This is a genomic window from Halomonas sp. AOP7-B1-5 (assembly GCF_052353045.1).
Taxonomy (GTDB): Bacteria; Pseudomonadota; Gammaproteobacteria; order Pseudomonadales; family Halomonadaceae; genus Vreelandella; species Vreelandella colorata.
In genome coordinates this window covers 162,142-179,956 of the sequence record NZ_JBQTDC010000004.1, presented here as the reverse complement: position 1 = coordinate 179,956, position 17,815 = coordinate 162,142, and the positions used below count along the sequence as shown (strand labels likewise).

The following is a 17,815-nucleotide window of genomic DNA, read 5'->3' as shown; positions in this document are numbered from 1 at the left end:
TTCAGATACCAGTCATCAACTACTATCGTTGCCGGTGGGAGGAGTGCTTTTTTCCACAGGGACGATGCCTTCTAATACATTCTCAGGCACTCAACTTCTCAATGCGAAAGACCCGAATGTAGTACAGCCGGGTGATGTTATTGTTGTGTCGCCGGGGTCGCCAGTAGTGCGGGTACTGTATCGACGAGGTTCTAATAGCAATCTACTGTTCATGACCGATCGATGTAACAGTCTCTGCCTGATGTGCTCTCAACCACCCAAAGACATTGATGATGCTTGGCATGTAGACGAAAACCTTCGCCTAATGGGTTTAATTGATTCAGGCGAAGAACAACTGGGTATTAGCGGTGGTGAGCCAACCATTTATCGAGATGGGTTGCTGGAAATTCTCTTTAAAGCCAAAGAGATGCTTCCGGAAAAGTCGCTTCACCTTCTCAGTAATGGCCGCTTGCTTAATGACCCCACCTGGATTACAGATTTAAGGCAGATTGATCACCCTCAGTTGACCTGGGGCGTGCCGCTGTATGCGGATAACGCCCATGATCACGACCATGTGGTGCAAGCTCCCGGCGCGTTCAGTGAAACGATGCAGGGTATTTACAATCTTGCTAGGGCGAATCAGCGAATAGAGATTCGTGTAGTACTGAGCCGGTTGACGACGCGACGCCTACCTGAACTTGCCTATTTCATTTTCCGCAATATGCCCTTTGTAGAGCATGTAGCTCTGATGGGTGTCGAGAATATGGGATTGGCTAAAAAGCATTACGAAGAGCTTTGGATTGACCCAATGGACTATCAGGAAGAGCTGAGCCAAGCAGCACACTTTCTGGATGCAAGAGGTATGAATGTGTCGGTGTATAACCTGCCACTCTGTGTCTTGAAACCATCATTAATGCCTTTTTATCGTCAGAGTATTTCTGACTGGAAAAACCTGTTTATTGACACTTGCCAAAGCTGTGCAGGGGTGGCCCGGTGTGCGGGCTTCTTTAAGTCTCATACTACTCGTTGGCAGAGCCGTGGAATCCGTTCAATAACCATAAATGAGCTTGCTGAATACGTAAGGAGGGCATCATGAAATTGCTAACCCGTTGGAAGCTTTTAATTGGCCAAACCATGGCGCTTCTCCCTATGGTGAGTACACCATTTGCCTATGCAGGGCCAGATACGCTTGAAGGGTTTGACTGGGGGAAGAGCTCTGATAACGAGCCTCCAGTATTTAGAAATACTCTTAATGCTGAGGATGCGGTGAATCTTTATGCGGCACATCGTTCGCATCGCTCCCATAGTTCTCACCGCTCCCACAGCTCTCACCGATCCCATTACAGCGGATCAAGCGGCTACAGTGCACCAAGAACCACTTATTCGCCTCCGGCTACTCGGTCTGTGCCAAGCACTACTAACAGCAGCATTGGCTCGGCAACTAGTTCCAGTTCAGGTTCCAGCACGGGGGCCAATTTAAATAACTCTTCTAACTCTTTAAGATCTCCTTCTGCCTCCAATGTAGCGCCTCAAAGAAGAGCTGATGGTGGCGACCTTGCAGAGCTCATTATGCGCGTACAAACGGCATTAATGATCAAGGGATATTACAAAGGGGCGCTAGACGGAATAATGGGTAATCAAACCCGCGGAGCACTCATGCTGTTCCAATCTGAATCGGGAATTGAGGTTAACGGCCGGATGGATACGCCAACGCTGAATGCGTTGGGTATTATGATTCCGTAACTTATTAAATTCATAATTCGATATTTTGTAGATTATTTGACCCCCCGCAAAGCGCCTTAACGCTCACCGGGGGCGTATCTAGTTACCACTTAACCGGATACCTGGGCACGTTTCACCGCTGAAAAACTAAAGACTTGCAGTAGGCCGCACCACAATATCGCTGGTGTCGACATCGTCAGGCTGGTTGATGGCATGGGCGATGGCGGCGGCAATGGCCTCCGGTTTAAGCGCGATCTGACGATAAGCTTCCATGGCCTCGGCGGCTTCCTTGTCGGTGATGGTGTTGGCCAACTCCGACTCCACAACGCCTGGATAAACGCAGGTTACGCGCAGGCAGTTGGTTTCCTGACGCAGACCGTCGGAAATGGCGCGCACGGCGTATTTAGTCGCGCAGTAAACCGCAGCGGTGGGCACGACACTCAGCCCGCCGATGGAGGAGATGTTGATGACTTGCCCCGCCTGTTGCGCCTGCATGGTGGGAAGAACCGCCGCGATTCCGTTTAGTACGCCACGAATATTCACATCGATCATGCGGTTCCACTCGTCTACCTTGAGCGCTGACAGTGGGGAAAGCGGCATGATGCCCGCGTTATTGATGATGACATCGATGCGGCCATGGGTAGTGATCGCAAACTCTGTAAACGCCTGCATATCTTCAAGGCTAGTGACATCCAAGGCCTGGTAATCAACCGTGCCGCCGCTGGCACGCAGGTCGTGTGTCAGTGCTTCCAGTCGGTCGGTACGCCGCGCGCCAATAATCAGGCGATGGCCTTGCTTGGCCAGTTCGCGGGCCGTGGCTTCACCAATACCGCTGCTGGCGCCGGTCAATAAAATAACTTTAGAGGGGACGTTCGATAGGCTGGTCATACGTTTTTCCTGTTGTGGGAAAGTACAGGGAAAGCGTAGAGGGTGCCCACGAACGGCAATAGAGACGATCCTCTTGCATGCTTGCCTAAAGCTATTAATTGGCGGGCTGGAGGCAGGAAACCGACCCAACAACCTATACTATTGCTCTTATGTTGCCCAAGGTACTGGCAGTGTCAGCGGCAATAAACAATGGCGAACAGTGAGAGCATTTAGCGAGGTTGCCCATGGTAGCGAGTAGCGATGCGGTAGTGCAGCGCCGGATAATCGAACGGTTATATCAGCTCGCTCCGCAGGAGGGGTATACCCAATCGCTGGTGGGTGATGTGCGCCTGATGCGCTCAAACCGGACGCTTAAAAATACCCCGGTTCTATATGAGCCGAGCATCGTTATCATCTGCCAGGGGCGTAAGCGGGGCTATCTGGGCGGTGAAATGTATCTTTATGATGCCCATCACTATCTGGTACTGGCGGTACCTCTACCGTTTATTTCAGAAACGGAGGCGAGCCCTGAAGTGCCGATGCTGGGGATTGCGATCCGCCTTGATGCCGCGGTCATTGCAGAGCTTGTGACCCAGCTGGATGCAACGGGTGATTACCAGCCAATCCCACCCAGGGGCATGCTTTCCACGCCGCTTGATCAATCGCTTGCCGGTGCAACGCTACGTTTACTGGATGCGCTCGCAACGCCTGCGGATGCACGCATTCTGGCGCCATCCATCGTGAGAGAAATTTGCTACCGGGTGCTGACCGGCGAACAGGGCGGAAGTGTTCGCTCGGCGTTATCTCACTATGGGCAGTTCGGGAAGATAGCCAAGGCGCTGCGCCGCATCCATGTACATTTCGCCGCTCCGCTGGAAGTAGGCACGCTCGCCCATGAGGTGGGCATGAGCGCTCCGGCGTTTCATGCGCACTTCAAATCCGTTACTCAAACCTCGCCTATTCAGTACATCAAATCGACGCGCTTGCATCATGCGCGGCTGATGATGATTCGTGATGGGTTGACCGCGGCGGCTGCGGCAAGCCGGGTAGGTTATGAAAGCCCTTCCCAGTTCAGCAGAGAGTTCAAGCGACTATTTGGTCAGCCTCCGGCAAAAGAAGTGCGCGCCATGAAATTGAGCCTTGCGCTATCCCCACCTGCGTCAATCACCGATATCGCTGTGCCGCATTGATAGCGCCAAGTACTGCGCCAGTGAAAACAGCGTCCGCCGCTCAATTAATCAATCCGACTGATCGGCTGGCGGTCGGGGTCGATATGCCAGGGGAGCCCAAGGCGCGAGTTACGCTCAAGCTCAGCGATGACCTGAGCGCCCAGCAATAAAATGATGGCGCCTATTTCCAGGCTGAGCAGCACGATCACCAAGGCTGCCAGGGAGCCGTAGATGGCGTTGACGAAAGAGAGGTGGGTAAAGTAGTAGACCAGCAGCAGCCGCACGCCTTCCCACAGCAGCGCTGCCACAAAGCCGCCGACGACTGCCCTGCGCAGGGAGATCCTGACAACCGGAAGCACCTTGTAAATGGCGCTGAAGAGCAGGAATACACCGAGAAAACTGATCAGATTGAGCACTGACCCTGAGAGCCCTGCCAGCGGTAGCTCCTGGGCGAAGAGGGCCAGCGCCAGCGCATTGAGCGAACTTGCCAGCGTGACGACCAGGGTCAGCGCCATTAGCCCGGCGCCCAGCACCAGCATGAAGGCATAGGGCAACAGCATCGATATCCAGAGGTGGCGCTGGGGTGTCTCAGAGGTATGAAAGATCAGCGCTATGGCGTCTTCGAGCATGCGAAAGGCGAAGGAACTCAACAGCAGCAAGATGGGCAAGCTGAGAATGCCGATCACGTCGCGGGAATCCAGCAGCCCTCGGACGGCGTCCATCACGACCTCGGCGTGAGCTGGGGCGAGATGGCGCGCCTGCACCGCCAACACCTCTAGCAGGTGCTGCTCGTCCACCACGCGCGTCAACATCACCCCTAGCAGAGCAAAGAGCGGCACGACCGAAAGCAAAATGTTGTAGCCCACGCCGCCGGCCAGCAGAATACCGCGGTTTTTCAGAAAGTGGCTCAGTACCCGCCAGGCAAAGGCGGTAAGCCTTGGCAGAAGTAACAAGACGCTGTTGAGCAGTGTGCGATTGCGAGCCATAACTTGCCACGCTCCTTGTGCATCGATGCATGGGTGAAAAAACATGAACGAAATATGAATGAACGTATCATGCTTGGGTAAGGTGGGCTTGAGTAGAGTGGGTGCCACTGGATGACATCGCTTCACCTTGAGGCGTTTCATTCATCGAAGCGTCACTTCATCGAAAAAGGATATTGCCATGAAAAAGACATCGATCGCACTCGCCTTCACCGCCGCCGCCACGCTAGGACTCAGCCAGGGCGCAATGGCCGACCGTAACGACTATCAAGAGGCGCTCGACCAGGCGACCTTCTCCGATATGATCGGGCAAGCTGCCAGTGCAGGCGTCACGTCGTTTCGCGAACTGCAGATAGACGAAGAGCGCGGCACATTGGAATTCGAGGTTGAAGGCTGGAACGCCGAGGGTCAAGCGTATGAATTGACGCTGAACGGCGAGAGCGGAGAAGTCATCCACGAGTCGAACGAAGATACTCAGGTTGCGCCCTGGGGGCTTGATCAGCAGCAGCTCAACAGTCTGCTCGACCGGGCCAGCGGCGACGGCTTCGATCGCTTCGAAGATATCGATCTTGATGAAGACGGTACGGTCGAGATCAGCGGCTTCGACAGCGACCAGCGTGAAATGGAGCGCAGCTACGGCATCGATGAGTTCAACGCCGGCCAATAACCGCTAAGCCTAGTTACCATTCTTCAACGCCCCGCTGGCTCATGCCTGCGGGGCGTTGTCGTTTTAGCCTTATCGATCAGTATCATCACTTAAGGTTTAGAGCCCATGCGTTAACGTTAGCGCATGGACTCTAAACGTGGTTGCTGTTTAAACGAGTTCGCGGTTTTCCTCGCGTGCGCTACGACGGTCGCGCATGACGGCGCGGCAGATAACGACCAGTACAGCGAGTGTCAGCACAGGCCACACCAGCACATAGACAGTGAATAGTAGCGTCATGGAAGCAGTCTCCTGAAATAAGTTATTTAGGCATTGGCAGTCGTATGACGTGGCGGCGTCTGGGGCCGGTCGTCTGCACTTTTTTCGTCAAGCGTGTGGTCATAGTTGCCCACTTTTCTGCCTATCGTGGCAAAGTCGAAACGTGGCTTGCGGCTGGCAAGGCTAAGCACCACGCACACCAGTGTGCTGGTGCCGTAAGCGGTGAGGGAGGCCAACAGTACCGTGTAGTCATGCAGGAAGCCGGTGGCAAAAATCAGCATCGCTATCATCGCCAGCACACCGACGATAAAACCAATGGTACGGCCAAGAAAGCCAAATACCATCAGGCCGATGATGACGCCTCCTCCAATGCTTGCGAGTAGCTCGAAGAACAAACCACCGAGCCCGGTGAGAGGGACTAATTCAAAGCGCGCAATGCAGAACAGCAGCATGGCGGCCACTACGGATACCGTAAAGGCGGTATTGGTGACGCGGTCCCAGAAACAGCTGGCGATCACGGGAAAAACGATAGCCCCCCATAGCGCGCCAACGAAAACCAGCATCACCAGAATATCCAGCGAGAAACTAGCAAATACGATGCCGACGACCGTGGCAACAATCATGGTCAGGCGCCCGATAAACAGCATGCGTTTAGGGTCTGCCTTGCCGCGCGCAATGTTCTTGCCGTAGACATCGGCCATGATAATGGCGGAAAGCGCCGAAAGATCGGAGTCAGCGGTCGATGAGAGCGAGCCAATCACCAGAATAAAGAACAGGGCAATGAAGAAGGGCGACAGATAGCTGGATACCATCTGGGGAATGAGATTGTTCATGTCGCCATTGAGTGGCTCAATCCCAAGTGTCAGTGCCATCAAGCCGATCATGCCTAAGCCGATTACAATCGCGCCGTAGCCTAGGGTGGCCGTCAAGAACGTGGGCTTGATATGGTCTTCATTCACCGCGAACAGGCGCTGGGAAATCGTCTGGTTACCAATCGCATAGGCCAATACGGCGACAAAAAACGGTGCGCCCTGATTGAGAATGGCGTCTGGCGAGAAGAAGTTGTTCTGCTCGGGCGTCAGATTTGCCAACCCTGCAACAAGCTGTGAAGGGCCACCCATGGCGAAGAAAACCGCAGGAATGATCACGATGGCAATGGCCATCAGCGCGACCAGTTGAGCAAAGTCGGTGAGTACGGAAGCGCGAAAACCGGACCACAGCGTGTAAAGCAGGACGCCGAAACCGGCAATGATGACCCCGGCCTGGAAAGAGAGCGGTGAAAGCACCGAAACCAATGCCCCAGCGGCGGTAAAATTGACCATCAAGCTAATCACGCTGCCCAGGACATTGGAAAGCGCCAGAATTAGTTGGCTAGACGCGCCATGGCGGGCATGAATAAGCTCTCCCAAAGTGTGTGCGTTGGGTGCCAGTTTGCGAAAGCGGCGCCCGAAGGGGTAGATAAATAGAATCATTAATGCGCCCCACAACCCATAGTGGATAGGGCCTGATACGCCATAGGTATAGCCAGAGGTTGCGGCGGCGTAGAACGAGGCCGCCCAAATCCAGGTAGCGGTCATGCTGGCCGCCCCCATGCCAAAGCCCACTCGATGGTTAGATACCATAAAGGCATCGGCATCTTCGTTCTTTTTGCGTATGCCGAAAGTCATGAGGTAAGTGCCGCCGTAGAAGGCAAGCAGCAGTAAAATAACGGTCAGGGATGAGAATTGATACAGTGATTCGTTGTTCAAAAACAGGTCCTCGTTGGGTCAAACGGACACGATCAAGCAGTACCGCAAAGCAGTATGCTGAACGCAGCGACGAGCAAGGTGGGAGAGGTTTTAAGCCGTGGACGGAGTCCATCACCTTTTGCTAAAGCAAACGGTAATTAACGTGCGCGTAGCATCGCGTTGACGTTATTTTTTTAACGGCAAGACACAGTAAACGTACTGTGGTTAGCGCTCCCCAAAAAAAGGAGTGCTGGGAGGCGGGCGGCGCGGCATGCACTTGCCCTCATCTGAGTAGTGACGTGACATGGATTCCCTCTTCTATCGAAAATGTCCGCGCAGGACAGAACGTCAAAAGTACTGGTGATCCAGCCTATCTATAGCAAAACAAGCAGCCCACATGGGGCAAAATACAGGCTCGTGATGTGTGTTGATCACGAACCTTAGGGGCCACCTACCTTAGTGTGTATGAGACGCGATGTCTAATGAGCCGAGTGTGTAGCCGGAAGCATTTCCGACCACCGGAACAAGAAAAGCGCAATAGCGATAAGATGTTGGGTTATTGCGTGATCCGCGTATCTCGTTCCTTTTATATCTATCAAGAGCTCACCATGAGCATGCTTGATACCCGTTATTCAAACGTACCTGGCGCTTTTTTATCGCCTAATACCGTTAATGCTTGCATGCCAGGCATCAGGGCTTCGTTTGGGCGGTCTGATACCGCAGGCGAGCGGCCACAATAGTGCGGTGATGTGTATCCGCCCACGCCACCAGCTGTTGCATTGGCTCAAGAAAGGAGTGCCCCAGCGGGGTGAGAGTATATTCCACCCGTGGCGGGACTTCCGGGTAGAGCGTGCGCGTGATAAAGCCATCCTGCTCCAGCTGTTTGAGAGTGCGGGAGAGCATCTGCTTTGAGATATCGCCAATCTCGCGCATCAGGGCATTAAAGCGCAGCGTGCCGGGGGCCAGGGCTTCCAGAATCAGCAGGCTCCACTGGTCGCCGATACGATCAAGCACATCACGAATCGGGCAGGGCTGTTCAAGAACTATCTCTTCGCTAGCGGTAATTTCAGTCATCACGGCTCCATGGATGGGTATGCAGTGGGCATATGGATATGACCGGGTCAGGTAAATGTGACTTCTTGCGCGGCTACAGAAACTACTTTAAGTTTATCTAAAGGTCTACATTTTAGACCGTATAAAACATAGAAGCTCCAGGAGGTTTCTCATGGCACAAGTTGCACTTATTGGCGCATCGGGTGATGCAGGTTCACGTATTCTCGCGGAATTATCACACCGAGGGCACCAGGTAACGGCCATTGCTCGCCATACCGATAAGATCGCCACATTGCCGGGTGTTACACCAAAGCAAGGCGATGCCAACGACCAACAGGCGTTGGGCGCATTGCTCAAGGGGCATGATGCAGTGATCAGTGCCGTGCCTTTCTCGGCCAGTGATGTCAAAAAGCTGGTGGGCGCGGTACGCGATAGTGGCGTTGCCCGCTATCTGGTGGTGGGCGGGGCAGGCAGTCTTGAAGTTGCTCCTGGCGAGAAAGTTATTGATCAGCCGGATTTCCCTGAAGCCTACAAGCCCGAAGCGAGTGCCGGTGGTGAGTTTCTGGATTTTTTACGCGGCGTTAATGATCTTGAGTGGACGTTTCTGTCGCCTTCGGCAGAGTTCGTACCCGGCGAGCGTACCGGCGTCTTTCGCCTTGGCCAAGATGAATTGCTGACCCATGGCGCGGGCTCAAGTATTTCCTTTGAAGATTATGCCGTGGCATTAGTGGATGAGCTGGAGAAGCCTCGCCACATGAATCAACGTTTTACCGTTGGCTATTGAGCCATCTACCCGAAACAGGAGTTTTGACATGTCGTTACTGAAATCGTTGAGCGTTGCCTCGTCGGTGCTGATGCTATCTTTACCCGCCGTATCGTTTGCGCAAGCCGAACGTGATCTTGAGGCCGAGGAAGCAAACCGGGCATTGGTCATCCAGTTCTATAACCAGTTCTTCAACGAGCATGAAACAGAGCAGAGCTCATTGGTGCTGGCGGAAGATTACATTCAGCACAATCCGGACGTGCCGGATGGCAAGGCGCCTTTCGTGGATTACTTTGCAGGCTACTTCCAGGAAAACCCGGACTACCAGAGCGAGATCGTGCGTAGTGCAACCGATGGCGACCTGGTCTGGCTGCATGTTCACTCTACCAATGGTGATGATGATCGCGGTGAAGCCGTTGTGGATATCTTCCGCGTTGAAAATGAAATGATCGTCGAGCACTGGGATGTCATCCAGTCTGTGCCGGAAGAAGCGGCCAACGATAACACTATGTTTTAAAACAGATAGCTTTGTTTTAAATTAAATAGCTATGTTCTAAATCGGATAGCAGTCGATTTTATTTGGCCCGAAAGGGCCTTTTTTTATAAACCACAAAAGCTACCTACCGGTATCAGTGTCGCAGGCCGGTGTGGCGTGGCCGCTTTATTGCTCTGCCGGCTTGCAGGCTCCATGACGAATAAAGCACAGGTCGCGGACTGCCTATCGAATAGTGAGGCACGTTGAGTAAACGGGCTAACCGACAGCCCTTAAACGAGAAGGCCGCGCAAAAATTGCGCGGCCTTTTTACTTGTGCTAAACGCTTTTAGAACTCGGTCCGTAGCGTTAGCGTGGCACTGCGTGGGTTGCCGTAAATGGCGCCGGCGTAGAAGCCGTAGCGCTGGTAGTAGTGTTTGTCGAACAGGTTGTCGACGTTGAGCGTGACGTTGGTGGCGTCAGTAATATCGTAGCGGGCCATGGCGTTCACAGTGGCGTAGCCTGCCCAGTTGGCGGGCGTGGAGCCGGTACTGACGCCGTCGGTGGGTTGGCCGGCGGGGCTTGAGATAGCGTCGATATTGCTCTGGGCGTAAACGCCGGTACCGAAGGTCCAGCGATTCAACAGGCCGGCGGGCTCGTAGGTGGTATGCAGCTTGAACAGGTGCGAGGGGTCGCTGCGGCCGTCCGAATCAATGCGCCGGAAGTGCAGGTAGGTATAGCCGCCGTAGACATTCCAGTTTGGGGTGATAGCACCCGCGATCTCAAGATCGATACCATCGGTTTCATTGCCGGTACCCGCGCGGTAGGCCTGGTTGCCGTCGGGGGTCAGGTTGCTGCCATCCAATACGGCGCTGTTCTCCTGGCGGGTGCGGAAGTAGGCCGCAGACGCATTCAATCGGCCATTAAACCATTCGCCCTTTACGCCAGCTTCATAGCTGTCGCCTGCGATGGGCTTGACCGTGTCGCCGCTGGTGGTTTGCCGACTTTGCGGGGTGAAGATGTTGGTATAGCTGGCGTAGAGCGAGTGGTTGTCCGTAAGGTCATAGACCAGGCCCGCATAGGGTGTGAATACGCCAGTTTCACGCTGGCTGGTAGTATCACCTGAAGCCGTTTCATTCTCGGTTTTATAGTAGCTGGTACGGCCACCCACAATAAGGGAAAGCGGCTCGGTGATGCTTAGACGCGTAGCCGCATAAACACCGCGCAGGTCGGTCTCGGTGAGGCTGGACTGGCCGTTTCGGGCGCCACTCAGGTGGATGTCGGCATCGACGCCGTTGCGCCAATCGGTGATCGGCAAGCCGTTGTTGTTGCGGTACATGCAGCCTTCGGCAAACTCGGACGTGGTGGCGCTGCTCAGCGTGCAGTCGTGGTCATGGGTGCGTGAACGCGTGCGGCTGTCGCTATAGCCAAGCGCGATCTCGTGACGACGACCGAGCAGACCATAGGCGCCGTTCAGGTCGATCCGGGCGGAGCGCTGGCGCGTCTCGTTATCATTGCGCATGCCGTTCAGAATGGCACCGCCGCCATCTTCTTCCCAATAGCCTGTGTAGGTGCCTCCTGGCCCGCGGTTCACCTTGCCCAGGGCGAGGTTGCTGAACGCATCGGTATTACTCTGGGCAGCCTGTACCTCAAGGCTCCAGTCGCTGTTGAAACGATGATTCAGCGAGGCGAAGGCAGTGTTGGTCTCTTGCTCTGCGTAGCTCCATTCAGGGACCAGATTGGTACTGCGTGAAAGATCTGTCTTTCGGCCGCTGGCGAACCAGATAGGTATGTTGGCACCCCAGCCAGCGCCCGAGGTCTTGTTGTATTCGTACTGGTAACCCACTCCCAGCGTAGTTGCGTCGCTTACGTCAAATTCGAAGTTGGCCAGTGCCGCCCGGCTGCGGGTGGATTCATGGTCGCGGAAGCCGTCGCCTTCGCCCTGGGTCACCACGAAACGCGAACGGATACTGCCATCCTCGGTAAGTGGCGTATTGATATCCACCCCGCCGCGCGCGTTGTCCCAGCGGCCATAAGAGGCGTAGGCACTGCCGCCAAACTCCCGCTCTGGGCGTTTGCGAATCAGGTTGACGGTGGCCGAGGGGTCACCGGTGCCGCCCAGCAGGCCATTGGCGCCACGCACGATATCCACACGCTCGTACAGGTCCAGGTTCACAGCGTTGCCGCCGCCACTGAAACCGGAATCGCCAGGGAACTGCAAGCCGTCGATCTTCCAGTTGCTGATGTTGTAGCCTCTGGCACGGTAAGACGTACGTACGCCCACTTCCGCTTTGCTGGCGGCGATACCGGGAGTGAGCTCCAGCGCGTCTTCCAGGCTGACCGCTTGCTGATCGTCTAACTGCTGCCGGGTAACACTCGTAACGGATTGCGGCGTCTCGCGAGGGGAGAGATCCAAACCGGTGGAGCTGCTGGTTTCGGGCACTGTATAGCTTCGGGCAGGGTCGCCTTGATAGGCCGCCTCGACCTGCACAGTACTCATCTGGACGTCGGATATACGTTGAGGTTCATCAACTGCTGTCTGGGCCAGTGCGCTGGTACTTAACAGGCAGCCACCACAGGCGGCCGCAATTGCCTTGGCGAGTGGGGTTTTTGAACACACAGACGAGTTCCTGAAGGTGTGCGAGGCGCGATACATCATGAATGTCCCTTAAAATAATAATGATTGGCATTTACCATTTCCCAGGCCACGATTATATTGGCGTCTTTGGCTAAGAAACTTTTGCTCTATGGGGCATATGTAATGAATTGTATGGGTGATGTAGCGCCGTTGGCGTCAAGCGCTGAACAACACGATGAATCTGCCCTCGTTCTGGTGGTGGATGACGATGATGAAATCCGTGAGCTGATCTGCGACTATCTGGCCGGGATGGGATACCGCACGCGCGGCGCGGCCAATGGCCGCGAGATGTGGGGCCAACTGAATGGCAGCGTGGATCTGGTCATTCTCGATCTGATGTTGCCAGGCGAAGACGGCTTGAGCCTGTGTCGTGTCCTGCGTCAGCAGAGCAGCCTGCCAGTGATCATGATCAGCGCCCGCGGCGCTTCGGCGGAGCGTATTATCGGCCTTGAGATTGGTGCCGATGACTACCTGTGTAAGCCCTTCGACCCGCGCGAACTGCTGGCACGTATCCGCGCCGTCATGCGCCGAGAACCGCATGCCAGAGACAAGCCGGACACCCCGCCGCAAGCTGCGGCCGATGAAGCCGTGCTGTGTTTTGCCGGGTGGCGTCTGGATCTACAAACCCGTCGGCTGAAATCACCCGCCGGCCACGCCTGCGATCTCGCCCGCTCCGATTTCATGGTGCTTAAGACCTTGAGCGAGATTCCTAACCGCATCGTCAGCCGGGACGAGTTGAGTCGCCGCGCGTTTGGGCGGGAGTATTACGTTAACGACCGCTCCATTGATGTCTGCATCAGCCGCTTGCGTCATTATCTTGAGGATGACGCGCGTCGTCCGCGTTTTATTCGTACCGTGCGCAACGAGGGGTATCTGCTCGAACAACCCTCTATTTCTCAATGACGCGCATGTTCAGAATGACGCGTACGCCGGGATGGTGGTGCCGATTATGGCCTGGTTCGTTGTTCGGGCAGTTGAGCGTGATTGTGGTGGCCGGTGGCCTGGCGATCCAGCTGCTGTTCAGCAGCATCTGGTATGACGTGCGCTATAGTCAGGTACTCGAAGTGCCCGCTCGCTTGGTGGCGTTTCGTACCGTGGAAACGCTGCATAAACTGGCCAATGGCGAGGCGATGACCCACCTGGCGTCGGAAACCTTTCACCCTGAGCTTCTGGTATCGCCACTTGCCACACCGCCACGGCTGGACAGTGGCCAGCAAAACGTGGAAAGCATGCTGCAGGCCGCGCTCAGTCAGGAGGTCGGCGAAGCCGTAGAGCTGTCGCTGCTCGACGTGACTATCCGGGATGAGAACGGCCACGCCAGAACGTGGGCTGGCTTGTTTGGTCTTTCTCACGTGGTTGGGCATTTCGACTTCCAGATGCGCCTTGCGTCGGGGCAGTGGCTGCACATCCAGGCGGTTCAGGAACAGGGTTGGAACGCTGAGCCTGCCTGGCGCGTGCTGGGCGATTATGCCCTGCGCGTTTATCTGCTCCGCGCCTTGGCCCTGGTGGCTATCGCGCTCATCGTGGTGCGTATCAGCACTCGCCCGTTACGGCGCCTGGTTCGCGCTGCCTCGGCGCTGGGTCAGAACATCGAGCAGCCGCCTTTACCGGTCGAAGGGCCGAAGGAAATGCGCCAGGCCGCCGAGACCTTCAATGCCATGCAGCAACAGCTGATTGATCTGATGGGCGAGCGAACTCAGCTGCTTGCCGCCGTTTCCCATGACTTGCGCACGCCGCTTACGCGCATGCGCATTCGGGTGGAAGGCATCAATGATGCACGGCTTCGGGAAAAGCTGGTTACCAATATCGGCCAGATGGAAGAGCTGATTCGCTCGCTTCTGGATTCCGCCAGCAGTGGCGCAACGCCGGATGGTCACGCCGCGTTTGACTTGGCCGGATTGATCAATGAAGTGGTGGATGAGTTCGTCGATACGGGAGGCGATGTCCGCTGGCACGGCGCACCGGCCGTGATTATCTCCGGCCACGCCGCCAGCATTCGGCGGGTGCTGCACAACCTGATCGACAATGCCCTGCACTATGCGGGTAGCGCTCAGCTAACGCTGCGGCTGACAGAGCGCTGGGTCGAGGTTGAGATTCAGGATGACGGCCCCGGTATTCATGACCAGCATCTGCCTGCCGTCATGCAGCCTTACGTGCAGGGTGAGGCCTCAGCGCCATCAAGCGGCATCGGGTACGGCCTGGGGCTGAGCATTGCCCGGAGCATCGTGATGGCCCATCGCGGCAGGCTGGCGCTTGATAACCGAACCGGCGGCGGGTTGCGCGTTGTAATGGCGCTGCCCACCCACGCTGGCGCGAAAAATGAGTCATGCGTGATTCGCTGGCAAGACGGTTAAACACGGCGTTTATGCACTTGAAGCCCATTAGCCAAGCAGCAGGTCGCGCTTGATAGGGATGAACTCGCTCGCCGCATTAATAAGCGAAGCGGCGGTCAGCTGGGGAACGCCATACACTTCCACTTTCTTGCCATGTACGGTGCGGATTTTATGGGCGAGTAGGTCAAAGTCGCCATCGCCCGAGACCAAAACGATAACATCGGCCTTTTCCGCGTACTCGATAGCATCGAGAGTGATACCGACGTCCCAGTCACCCTTGGCGGAACCGTCAGAGCGTTGAATGAACGGTTTGAGCTTCACCTCAAAACCGATCGCTCTAAGTATGTTCTGAAACTCACGCTGTTTCTGGTCGCCTTTATCGATGGCATAGCAAAACGCGCCCGTCACCTCTCGGTTAGCGGTGGCTTGCGCCCAAAACGTGTTGTAATCAAAGTTTTTTCGATATGCGTCCCGCGTGGTGTAGTAGACGTTTTGGGTATCAACAAAGATGGCGACACTGGTCATATGCGGTAAGGCTCCTTGGAAGGCGTTAAAGCATGCCAGCATGGTCAGGTGAATGTAAGGTTTTACAGCACAGCACGTCGGGTGCGCTAAAAAGGGAAAAGGGCAAGTAATAAATTCCTTTGTCGTGTACTAACATCGCTGGTCTCGCTCTGGCGGATTCAGCGCAATACAATGGCATGCGCTAGTTGGTTAGCATGCTTTATGTATCTCCAGCCTATTACGAGCCATCCATGAATATACTCGATAAACGTGCTTTCTATTTGCTGGAAGTAAGCAGCTGCGGCGGTATTCGCGCGGCGGCTGAGCATTTGCATATTAACCCTTCCGTGGTGAGTCGGCAGGTGCGCAGTCTTGAGCGAGAGCTGGGGATGGCACTTTTAGAGCGCCAGGGGCGCCATATGATGTTAACCGAGGCGGGCTTACTGGTAGTAGATAGCTTTCTTGCCCAGCGGCGGCTCAACTCGGAGCTTGGGGATACGCTTTCCCGGCTGCGCAATCTGCAGGCGGGCAAGGTCGTGGTATCAGTGGGCGACGGGTTTGTGGATAGTTTTATCAACTATGTGATGAAGCGTGTCTCCGAGCACTACCCTGACGTGCTGATCGAGATCAAGACGGGTATCTACTACCCCCGTGAGCCTCACGAGATGGTAGCCAACGACGAGGTGGATATCGCGATTACCTATGGACCAATTTCGGACCCGCGGCTGGTGGTGCACTCTTTTGAGCGCGGCCCGCTATGCGCCTTGGTGGCCCCTTTTCATCTGCTGGCCCGGCAGGAGAGTGTTACGGTAGCAGAGCTTTTGCAGCACAAACTGATTTTTCTGCCCGATGTATCGGGGTCGCAGCAGTTTGTAAATGCGTTATTTAGCGCCGCCGGGCAACCCGCCACGCCCGCCTATCGCTGCAACCTGCATTCTGTTTCACGGCGTATGGCGAGTGCCGGTATCGGCGTATCGTTCATGACCGCAGCCGCTGCAAGTAACGAGATACAAGCAGGACAGCTTATGGCGATTCCCGTAGCGCATCCACTGGCAGCCAGCAGTCAGGGCAACTTGGTAAGAAGAGCCGGCAGAAGGCTTTCGCCCGCTGCCGACTATCTGTGGAAGTTGATGCTGACGATGCAGTAATCAGTTCGCCATCATGTAAACGCCAGGCCCAATCGGCCAGCCCATGGCCAGCCAGAACATCAAAAAGGTGGACCAGGCGAGCAGAAAGGTAACCGCGAGTGGAAGCATGGTGGCTATCAGCGTGCCTAACCCCATATCCGGCTTGTAACGCTGCATATACACCAGTGCGACCGAGAAGTACGGACTCATAGGTGAAATGATATTGGTGCTGGAGTCACCTATACGGAACATGGCGAGTACAAAGGCGGGGTCAAAGTCGATCATCATGAGCATGGGCACAAATACTGGAGCCATCAGCGCCCACTGGGCTGAGCCGCTGGTCATGAACACGTTAAGCACAGCACTCATGGCAATAAACGCGCCCACCAACGGCAGGCCGGTAAAGCCGGTGCTCTGCAGAATGTTCGAACCTTCTATGGCGATGTACTGGCCAAGCTCTGACCAGCGGAAGTAGGCGATAAACTGCGCAATCGCGAAGAACAATACCAGAGTAGGTGCTAAATCGCTTGCCGACTCTGCCATGCGTTGAGGCACATCGCGGCTGGTTTTGATCTTACCGGTAGTGATGCCATAAACCAGGCCGATGGTCACGAAATAGCCAAACATGAGTGGCACCAGCGAGCGTAGGAAAGGTGATGGGATCAACCCTCCCTCTTCGTTACGTAGCGGTGATGCTTCGGGAAGAACGGCAATCAGGATCAACGCTAGATAGATCAAGGTAGCAAAGCCGACCCGCTTAAGCCCTCGCTTTTCTGCAGGCGTTAACTCCGGCTTGATGATATCTGTCTTGAAGTCCTTACTCATCGGCAGCGTGCGTGTGAGCCGCGGTTCAACCACCTTATCGATAATCAGCGTACCTGCAATGGCAAGCACGAACACCGAGCAGGCCACAAAATAGTAGTTATCCACCGGAGAAACATAGGCGTCGGGATCAACCAAGCGCGCCGCTTCGGTAGTGATACCGGCAAATAGCGCGTCCCCAACGGTAATAAACAGGCTGGCATCAAAACCCGCCCCGGCGGCGGCGTAGGCGGCGGCGGCACCAGCAATCGGATGGCGGCCCACCGAGTGATAGACCATGGCGGCTAGCGGAATCAGGATCAAGTAGTTGGCATCGGAAGCGATGCTGCCGCAAATACCTGCCATGAAAACACAGAAGGTCAAAAGTGACGGTGGTGCCTTGGCCACGCTAACCTGCATCAATGTGGACATCAGGCCGACCTTATCAGCCAGACCGATGCCGAACATCACCACCAAAATAAGCCCAAGCGGCGGGAAATTGACGAAGTTACTGACTACGCTGGTCAGCATGAACTCCACGCCATCGCCGGAAAGCAGGCTTTGAACGTAGACAGTATCGCCGGTTTGCGGATTGACCGCCGAGACGCCAAAGGCGGCAAGCAGAGCGGAAATAACCACGACCACCACGGCGAGAATGGTAAACAGAATGAACGGATGAGGGAGTTTGTTACCCACGCGTTCAATAGAAGCGAGTACGGACTGCATAGTGTTAACCCTTATTTTTAGAAGCTATT

The 17,815-nt window shown here is 55.3% G+C and carries 17 protein-coding genes; 9 read left to right on the top strand and 8 right to left on the bottom strand.

Features of this window, described 5'->3' with window-relative positions; all coding sequences use genetic code 11:
• On the top strand, nt 1–1,075 hold a 1,075-nt coding region (hxsC, locus tag ACT3XD_RS04080; protein WP_444280542.1), incomplete at its 5' end, for a His-Xaa-Ser system radical SAM maturase HxsC.
• A complete protein-coding gene (hxsA, locus tag ACT3XD_RS04075; protein ID WP_192536712.1) occupies nt 1,072–1,722 on the top strand; it encodes a His-Xaa-Ser repeat protein HxsA in 651 nt (216 codons plus the stop codon). The genes hxsC and hxsA, both read left to right, overlap by 4 nt.
• A gap of 126 nt (nt 1,723–1,848) precedes the next feature.
• On the opposite strand, the gene ACT3XD_RS04070 is transcribed toward hxsA, so the two are convergent.
• Nucleotides 1,849–2,589, bottom strand: coding sequence for an SDR family oxidoreductase (locus ACT3XD_RS04070; RefSeq protein WP_192536711.1), 741 nt, complete (start codon nt 2,587–2,589; stop codon nt 1,849–1,851).
• Nucleotides 2,590–2,813: 224 nt separating this feature from the next.
• Between ACT3XD_RS04070 and ACT3XD_RS04065 the strand changes: the two genes are divergently transcribed.
• Nucleotides 2,814–3,758 (top strand): AraC family transcriptional regulator, encoded by a 945-nt coding sequence (locus tag ACT3XD_RS04065; protein WP_192536710.1) that lies wholly within the window; start codon nt 2,814–2,816, stop codon nt 3,756–3,758.
• Between the two features lie 44 nt (nt 3,759–3,802).
• Here ACT3XD_RS04065 and ACT3XD_RS04060 read toward each other — a convergent pair whose 3' ends face one another.
• Nucleotides 3,803–4,723: a YihY/virulence factor BrkB family protein gene (locus tag ACT3XD_RS04060; RefSeq protein ID WP_192536709.1), complete on the bottom strand. Its 921-nt coding sequence runs from the start codon at nt 4,721–4,723 to the stop codon at nt 3,803–3,805.
• Between the two features lie 178 nt (nt 4,724–4,901).
• Here ACT3XD_RS04060 and ACT3XD_RS04055 point away from each other — a divergent pair, with 178 nt between their 5' ends.
• On the top strand, nt 4,902–5,387 hold the full coding sequence (locus ACT3XD_RS04055) for a PepSY domain-containing protein (protein WP_192536708.1): 486 nt from the start codon (nt 4,902–4,904) through the stop codon (nt 5,385–5,387).
• Nucleotides 5,388–5,534: 147 nt separating this feature from the next.
• Here ACT3XD_RS04055 and ACT3XD_RS04050 read toward each other — a convergent pair whose 3' ends face one another.
• The 3 genes from ACT3XD_RS04050 to ACT3XD_RS04040 form a co-directional block, all read right to left on the bottom strand.
• Nucleotides 5,535–5,663 (bottom strand): putative transporter small subunit, encoded by a 129-nt coding sequence (locus tag ACT3XD_RS04050; RefSeq protein ID WP_225736001.1) that lies wholly within the window; start codon nt 5,661–5,663, stop codon nt 5,535–5,537.
• A gap of 26 nt (nt 5,664–5,689) precedes the next feature.
• Nucleotides 5,690–7,390 (bottom strand): sodium:solute symporter family protein, encoded by a 1,701-nt coding sequence (locus ACT3XD_RS04045; RefSeq protein WP_192536707.1) that lies wholly within the window; start codon nt 7,388–7,390, stop codon nt 5,690–5,692.
• A gap of 669 nt (nt 7,391–8,059) precedes the next feature.
• Entirely contained in the window at nt 8,060–8,443 is a 384-nt protein-coding gene (locus ACT3XD_RS04040; protein ID WP_192536706.1) for a winged helix-turn-helix transcriptional regulator, read from the bottom strand.
• Nucleotides 8,444–8,594: 151 nt separating this feature from the next.
• On the opposite strand from ACT3XD_RS04040, the gene ACT3XD_RS04035 reads away from it, so the two are divergent.
• The gene (locus ACT3XD_RS04035; protein ID WP_192536705.1) at nt 8,595–9,206 is read left to right on the top strand and encodes an NAD(P)-dependent oxidoreductase; all 612 of its coding nucleotides are present in this window, start codon (nt 8,595–8,597) and stop codon (nt 9,204–9,206) included.
• Between the two features lie 28 nt (nt 9,207–9,234).
• Nucleotides 9,235–9,702: a nuclear transport factor 2 family protein gene (locus ACT3XD_RS04030; protein ID WP_192536704.1), complete on the top strand. Its 468-nt coding sequence runs from the start codon at nt 9,235–9,237 to the stop codon at nt 9,700–9,702.
• Nucleotides 9,703–10,006: 304 nt separating this feature from the next.
• Here the strand turns inward: ACT3XD_RS04030 and ACT3XD_RS04025 are convergent, their stop codons facing one another.
• Nucleotides 10,007–12,277 carry a TonB-dependent siderophore receptor gene (locus tag ACT3XD_RS04025; protein ID WP_192536703.1) on the bottom strand — a complete coding sequence of 757 codons (2,271 nt, stop codon included), beginning with the start codon at nt 12,275–12,277 and terminating at the stop codon, nt 10,007–10,009.
• Nucleotides 12,278–12,427: 150 nt separating this feature from the next.
• Here ACT3XD_RS04025 and ACT3XD_RS04020 point away from each other — a divergent pair, with 150 nt between their 5' ends.
• Together ACT3XD_RS04020 and ACT3XD_RS04015 are read left to right on the top strand one after the other, a co-directional pair.
• Nucleotides 12,428–13,198: a response regulator gene (locus ACT3XD_RS04020; RefSeq protein ID WP_192536702.1), complete on the top strand. Its 771-nt coding sequence runs from the start codon at nt 12,428–12,430 to the stop codon at nt 13,196–13,198.
• 5 nt (nt 13,199–13,203) lie between these two features.
• Nucleotides 13,204–14,649 (top strand): ATP-binding protein, encoded by a 1,446-nt coding sequence (locus tag ACT3XD_RS04015; protein ID WP_192536701.1) that lies wholly within the window; start codon nt 13,204–13,206, stop codon nt 14,647–14,649.
• Between the two features lie 27 nt (nt 14,650–14,676).
• Here ACT3XD_RS04015 and ACT3XD_RS04010 read toward each other — a convergent pair whose 3' ends face one another.
• On the bottom strand, nt 14,677–15,153 hold the full coding sequence (locus tag ACT3XD_RS04010; RefSeq protein ID WP_192536700.1) for an NYN domain-containing protein: 477 nt from the start codon (nt 15,151–15,153) through the stop codon (nt 14,677–14,679).
• 230 nt (nt 15,154–15,383) lie between these two features.
• Here ACT3XD_RS04010 and ACT3XD_RS04005 point away from each other — a divergent pair, with 230 nt between their 5' ends.
• Entirely contained in the window at nt 15,384–16,280 is an 897-nt protein-coding gene (locus ACT3XD_RS04005; RefSeq protein ID WP_192536699.1) for a LysR family transcriptional regulator, read from the top strand.
• Here ACT3XD_RS04005 and ACT3XD_RS04000 read toward each other — a convergent pair whose 3' ends face one another.
• Nucleotides 16,281–17,786 carry an AbgT family transporter gene (locus ACT3XD_RS04000; RefSeq protein WP_192536698.1) on the bottom strand — a complete coding sequence of 502 codons (1,506 nt, stop codon included), beginning with the start codon at nt 17,784–17,786 and terminating at the stop codon, nt 16,281–16,283.
• Nucleotides 17,787–17,815: the final 29 nt, after the last annotated feature.

Coding starts and splice junctions, on each gene's coding strand:
- ACT3XD_RS04040 (WP_192536706.1), bottom strand. CDS start 8,443: ATGACTGAAATTACCGCTAGCGAAGAGATAGTTCTTGAACAGCCCTGC.
- hxsA (WP_192536712.1), top strand. CDS start 1,072: ATGAAATTGCTAACCCGTTGGAAGCTTTTAATTGGCCAAACCATGGCG.
- ACT3XD_RS04030 (WP_192536704.1), top strand. CDS start 9,235: ATGTCGTTACTGAAATCGTTGAGCGTTGCCTCGTCGGTGCTGATGCTA.
- ACT3XD_RS04070 (WP_192536711.1), bottom strand. CDS start 2,589: ATGACCAGCCTATCGAACGTCCCCTCTAAAGTTATTTTATTGACCGGC.
- ACT3XD_RS04005 (WP_192536699.1), top strand. CDS start 15,384: ATGAATATACTCGATAAACGTGCTTTCTATTTGCTGGAAGTAAGCAGC.
- ACT3XD_RS04015 (WP_192536701.1), top strand. CDS start 13,204: ATGTTCAGAATGACGCGTACGCCGGGATGGTGGTGCCGATTATGGCCT.
- ACT3XD_RS04060 (WP_192536709.1), bottom strand. CDS start 4,723: ATGGCTCGCAATCGCACACTGCTCAACAGCGTCTTGTTACTTCTGCCA.
- ACT3XD_RS04065 (WP_192536710.1), top strand. CDS start 2,814: ATGGTAGCGAGTAGCGATGCGGTAGTGCAGCGCCGGATAATCGAACGG.
- ACT3XD_RS04000 (WP_192536698.1), bottom strand. CDS start 17,786: ATGCAGTCCGTACTCGCTTCTATTGAACGCGTGGGTAACAAACTCCCT.
- ACT3XD_RS04010 (WP_192536700.1), bottom strand. CDS start 15,153: ATGACCAGTGTCGCCATCTTTGTTGATACCCAAAACGTCTACTACACC.
- ACT3XD_RS04050 (WP_225736001.1), bottom strand. CDS start 5,663: ATGACGCTACTATTCACTGTCTATGTGCTGGTGTGGCCTGTGCTGACA.
- ACT3XD_RS04020 (WP_192536702.1), top strand. CDS start 12,428: ATGGGTGATGTAGCGCCGTTGGCGTCAAGCGCTGAACAACACGATGAA.
- ACT3XD_RS04055 (WP_192536708.1), top strand. CDS start 4,902: ATGAAAAAGACATCGATCGCACTCGCCTTCACCGCCGCCGCCACGCTA.
- ACT3XD_RS04035 (WP_192536705.1), top strand. CDS start 8,595: ATGGCACAAGTTGCACTTATTGGCGCATCGGGTGATGCAGGTTCACGT.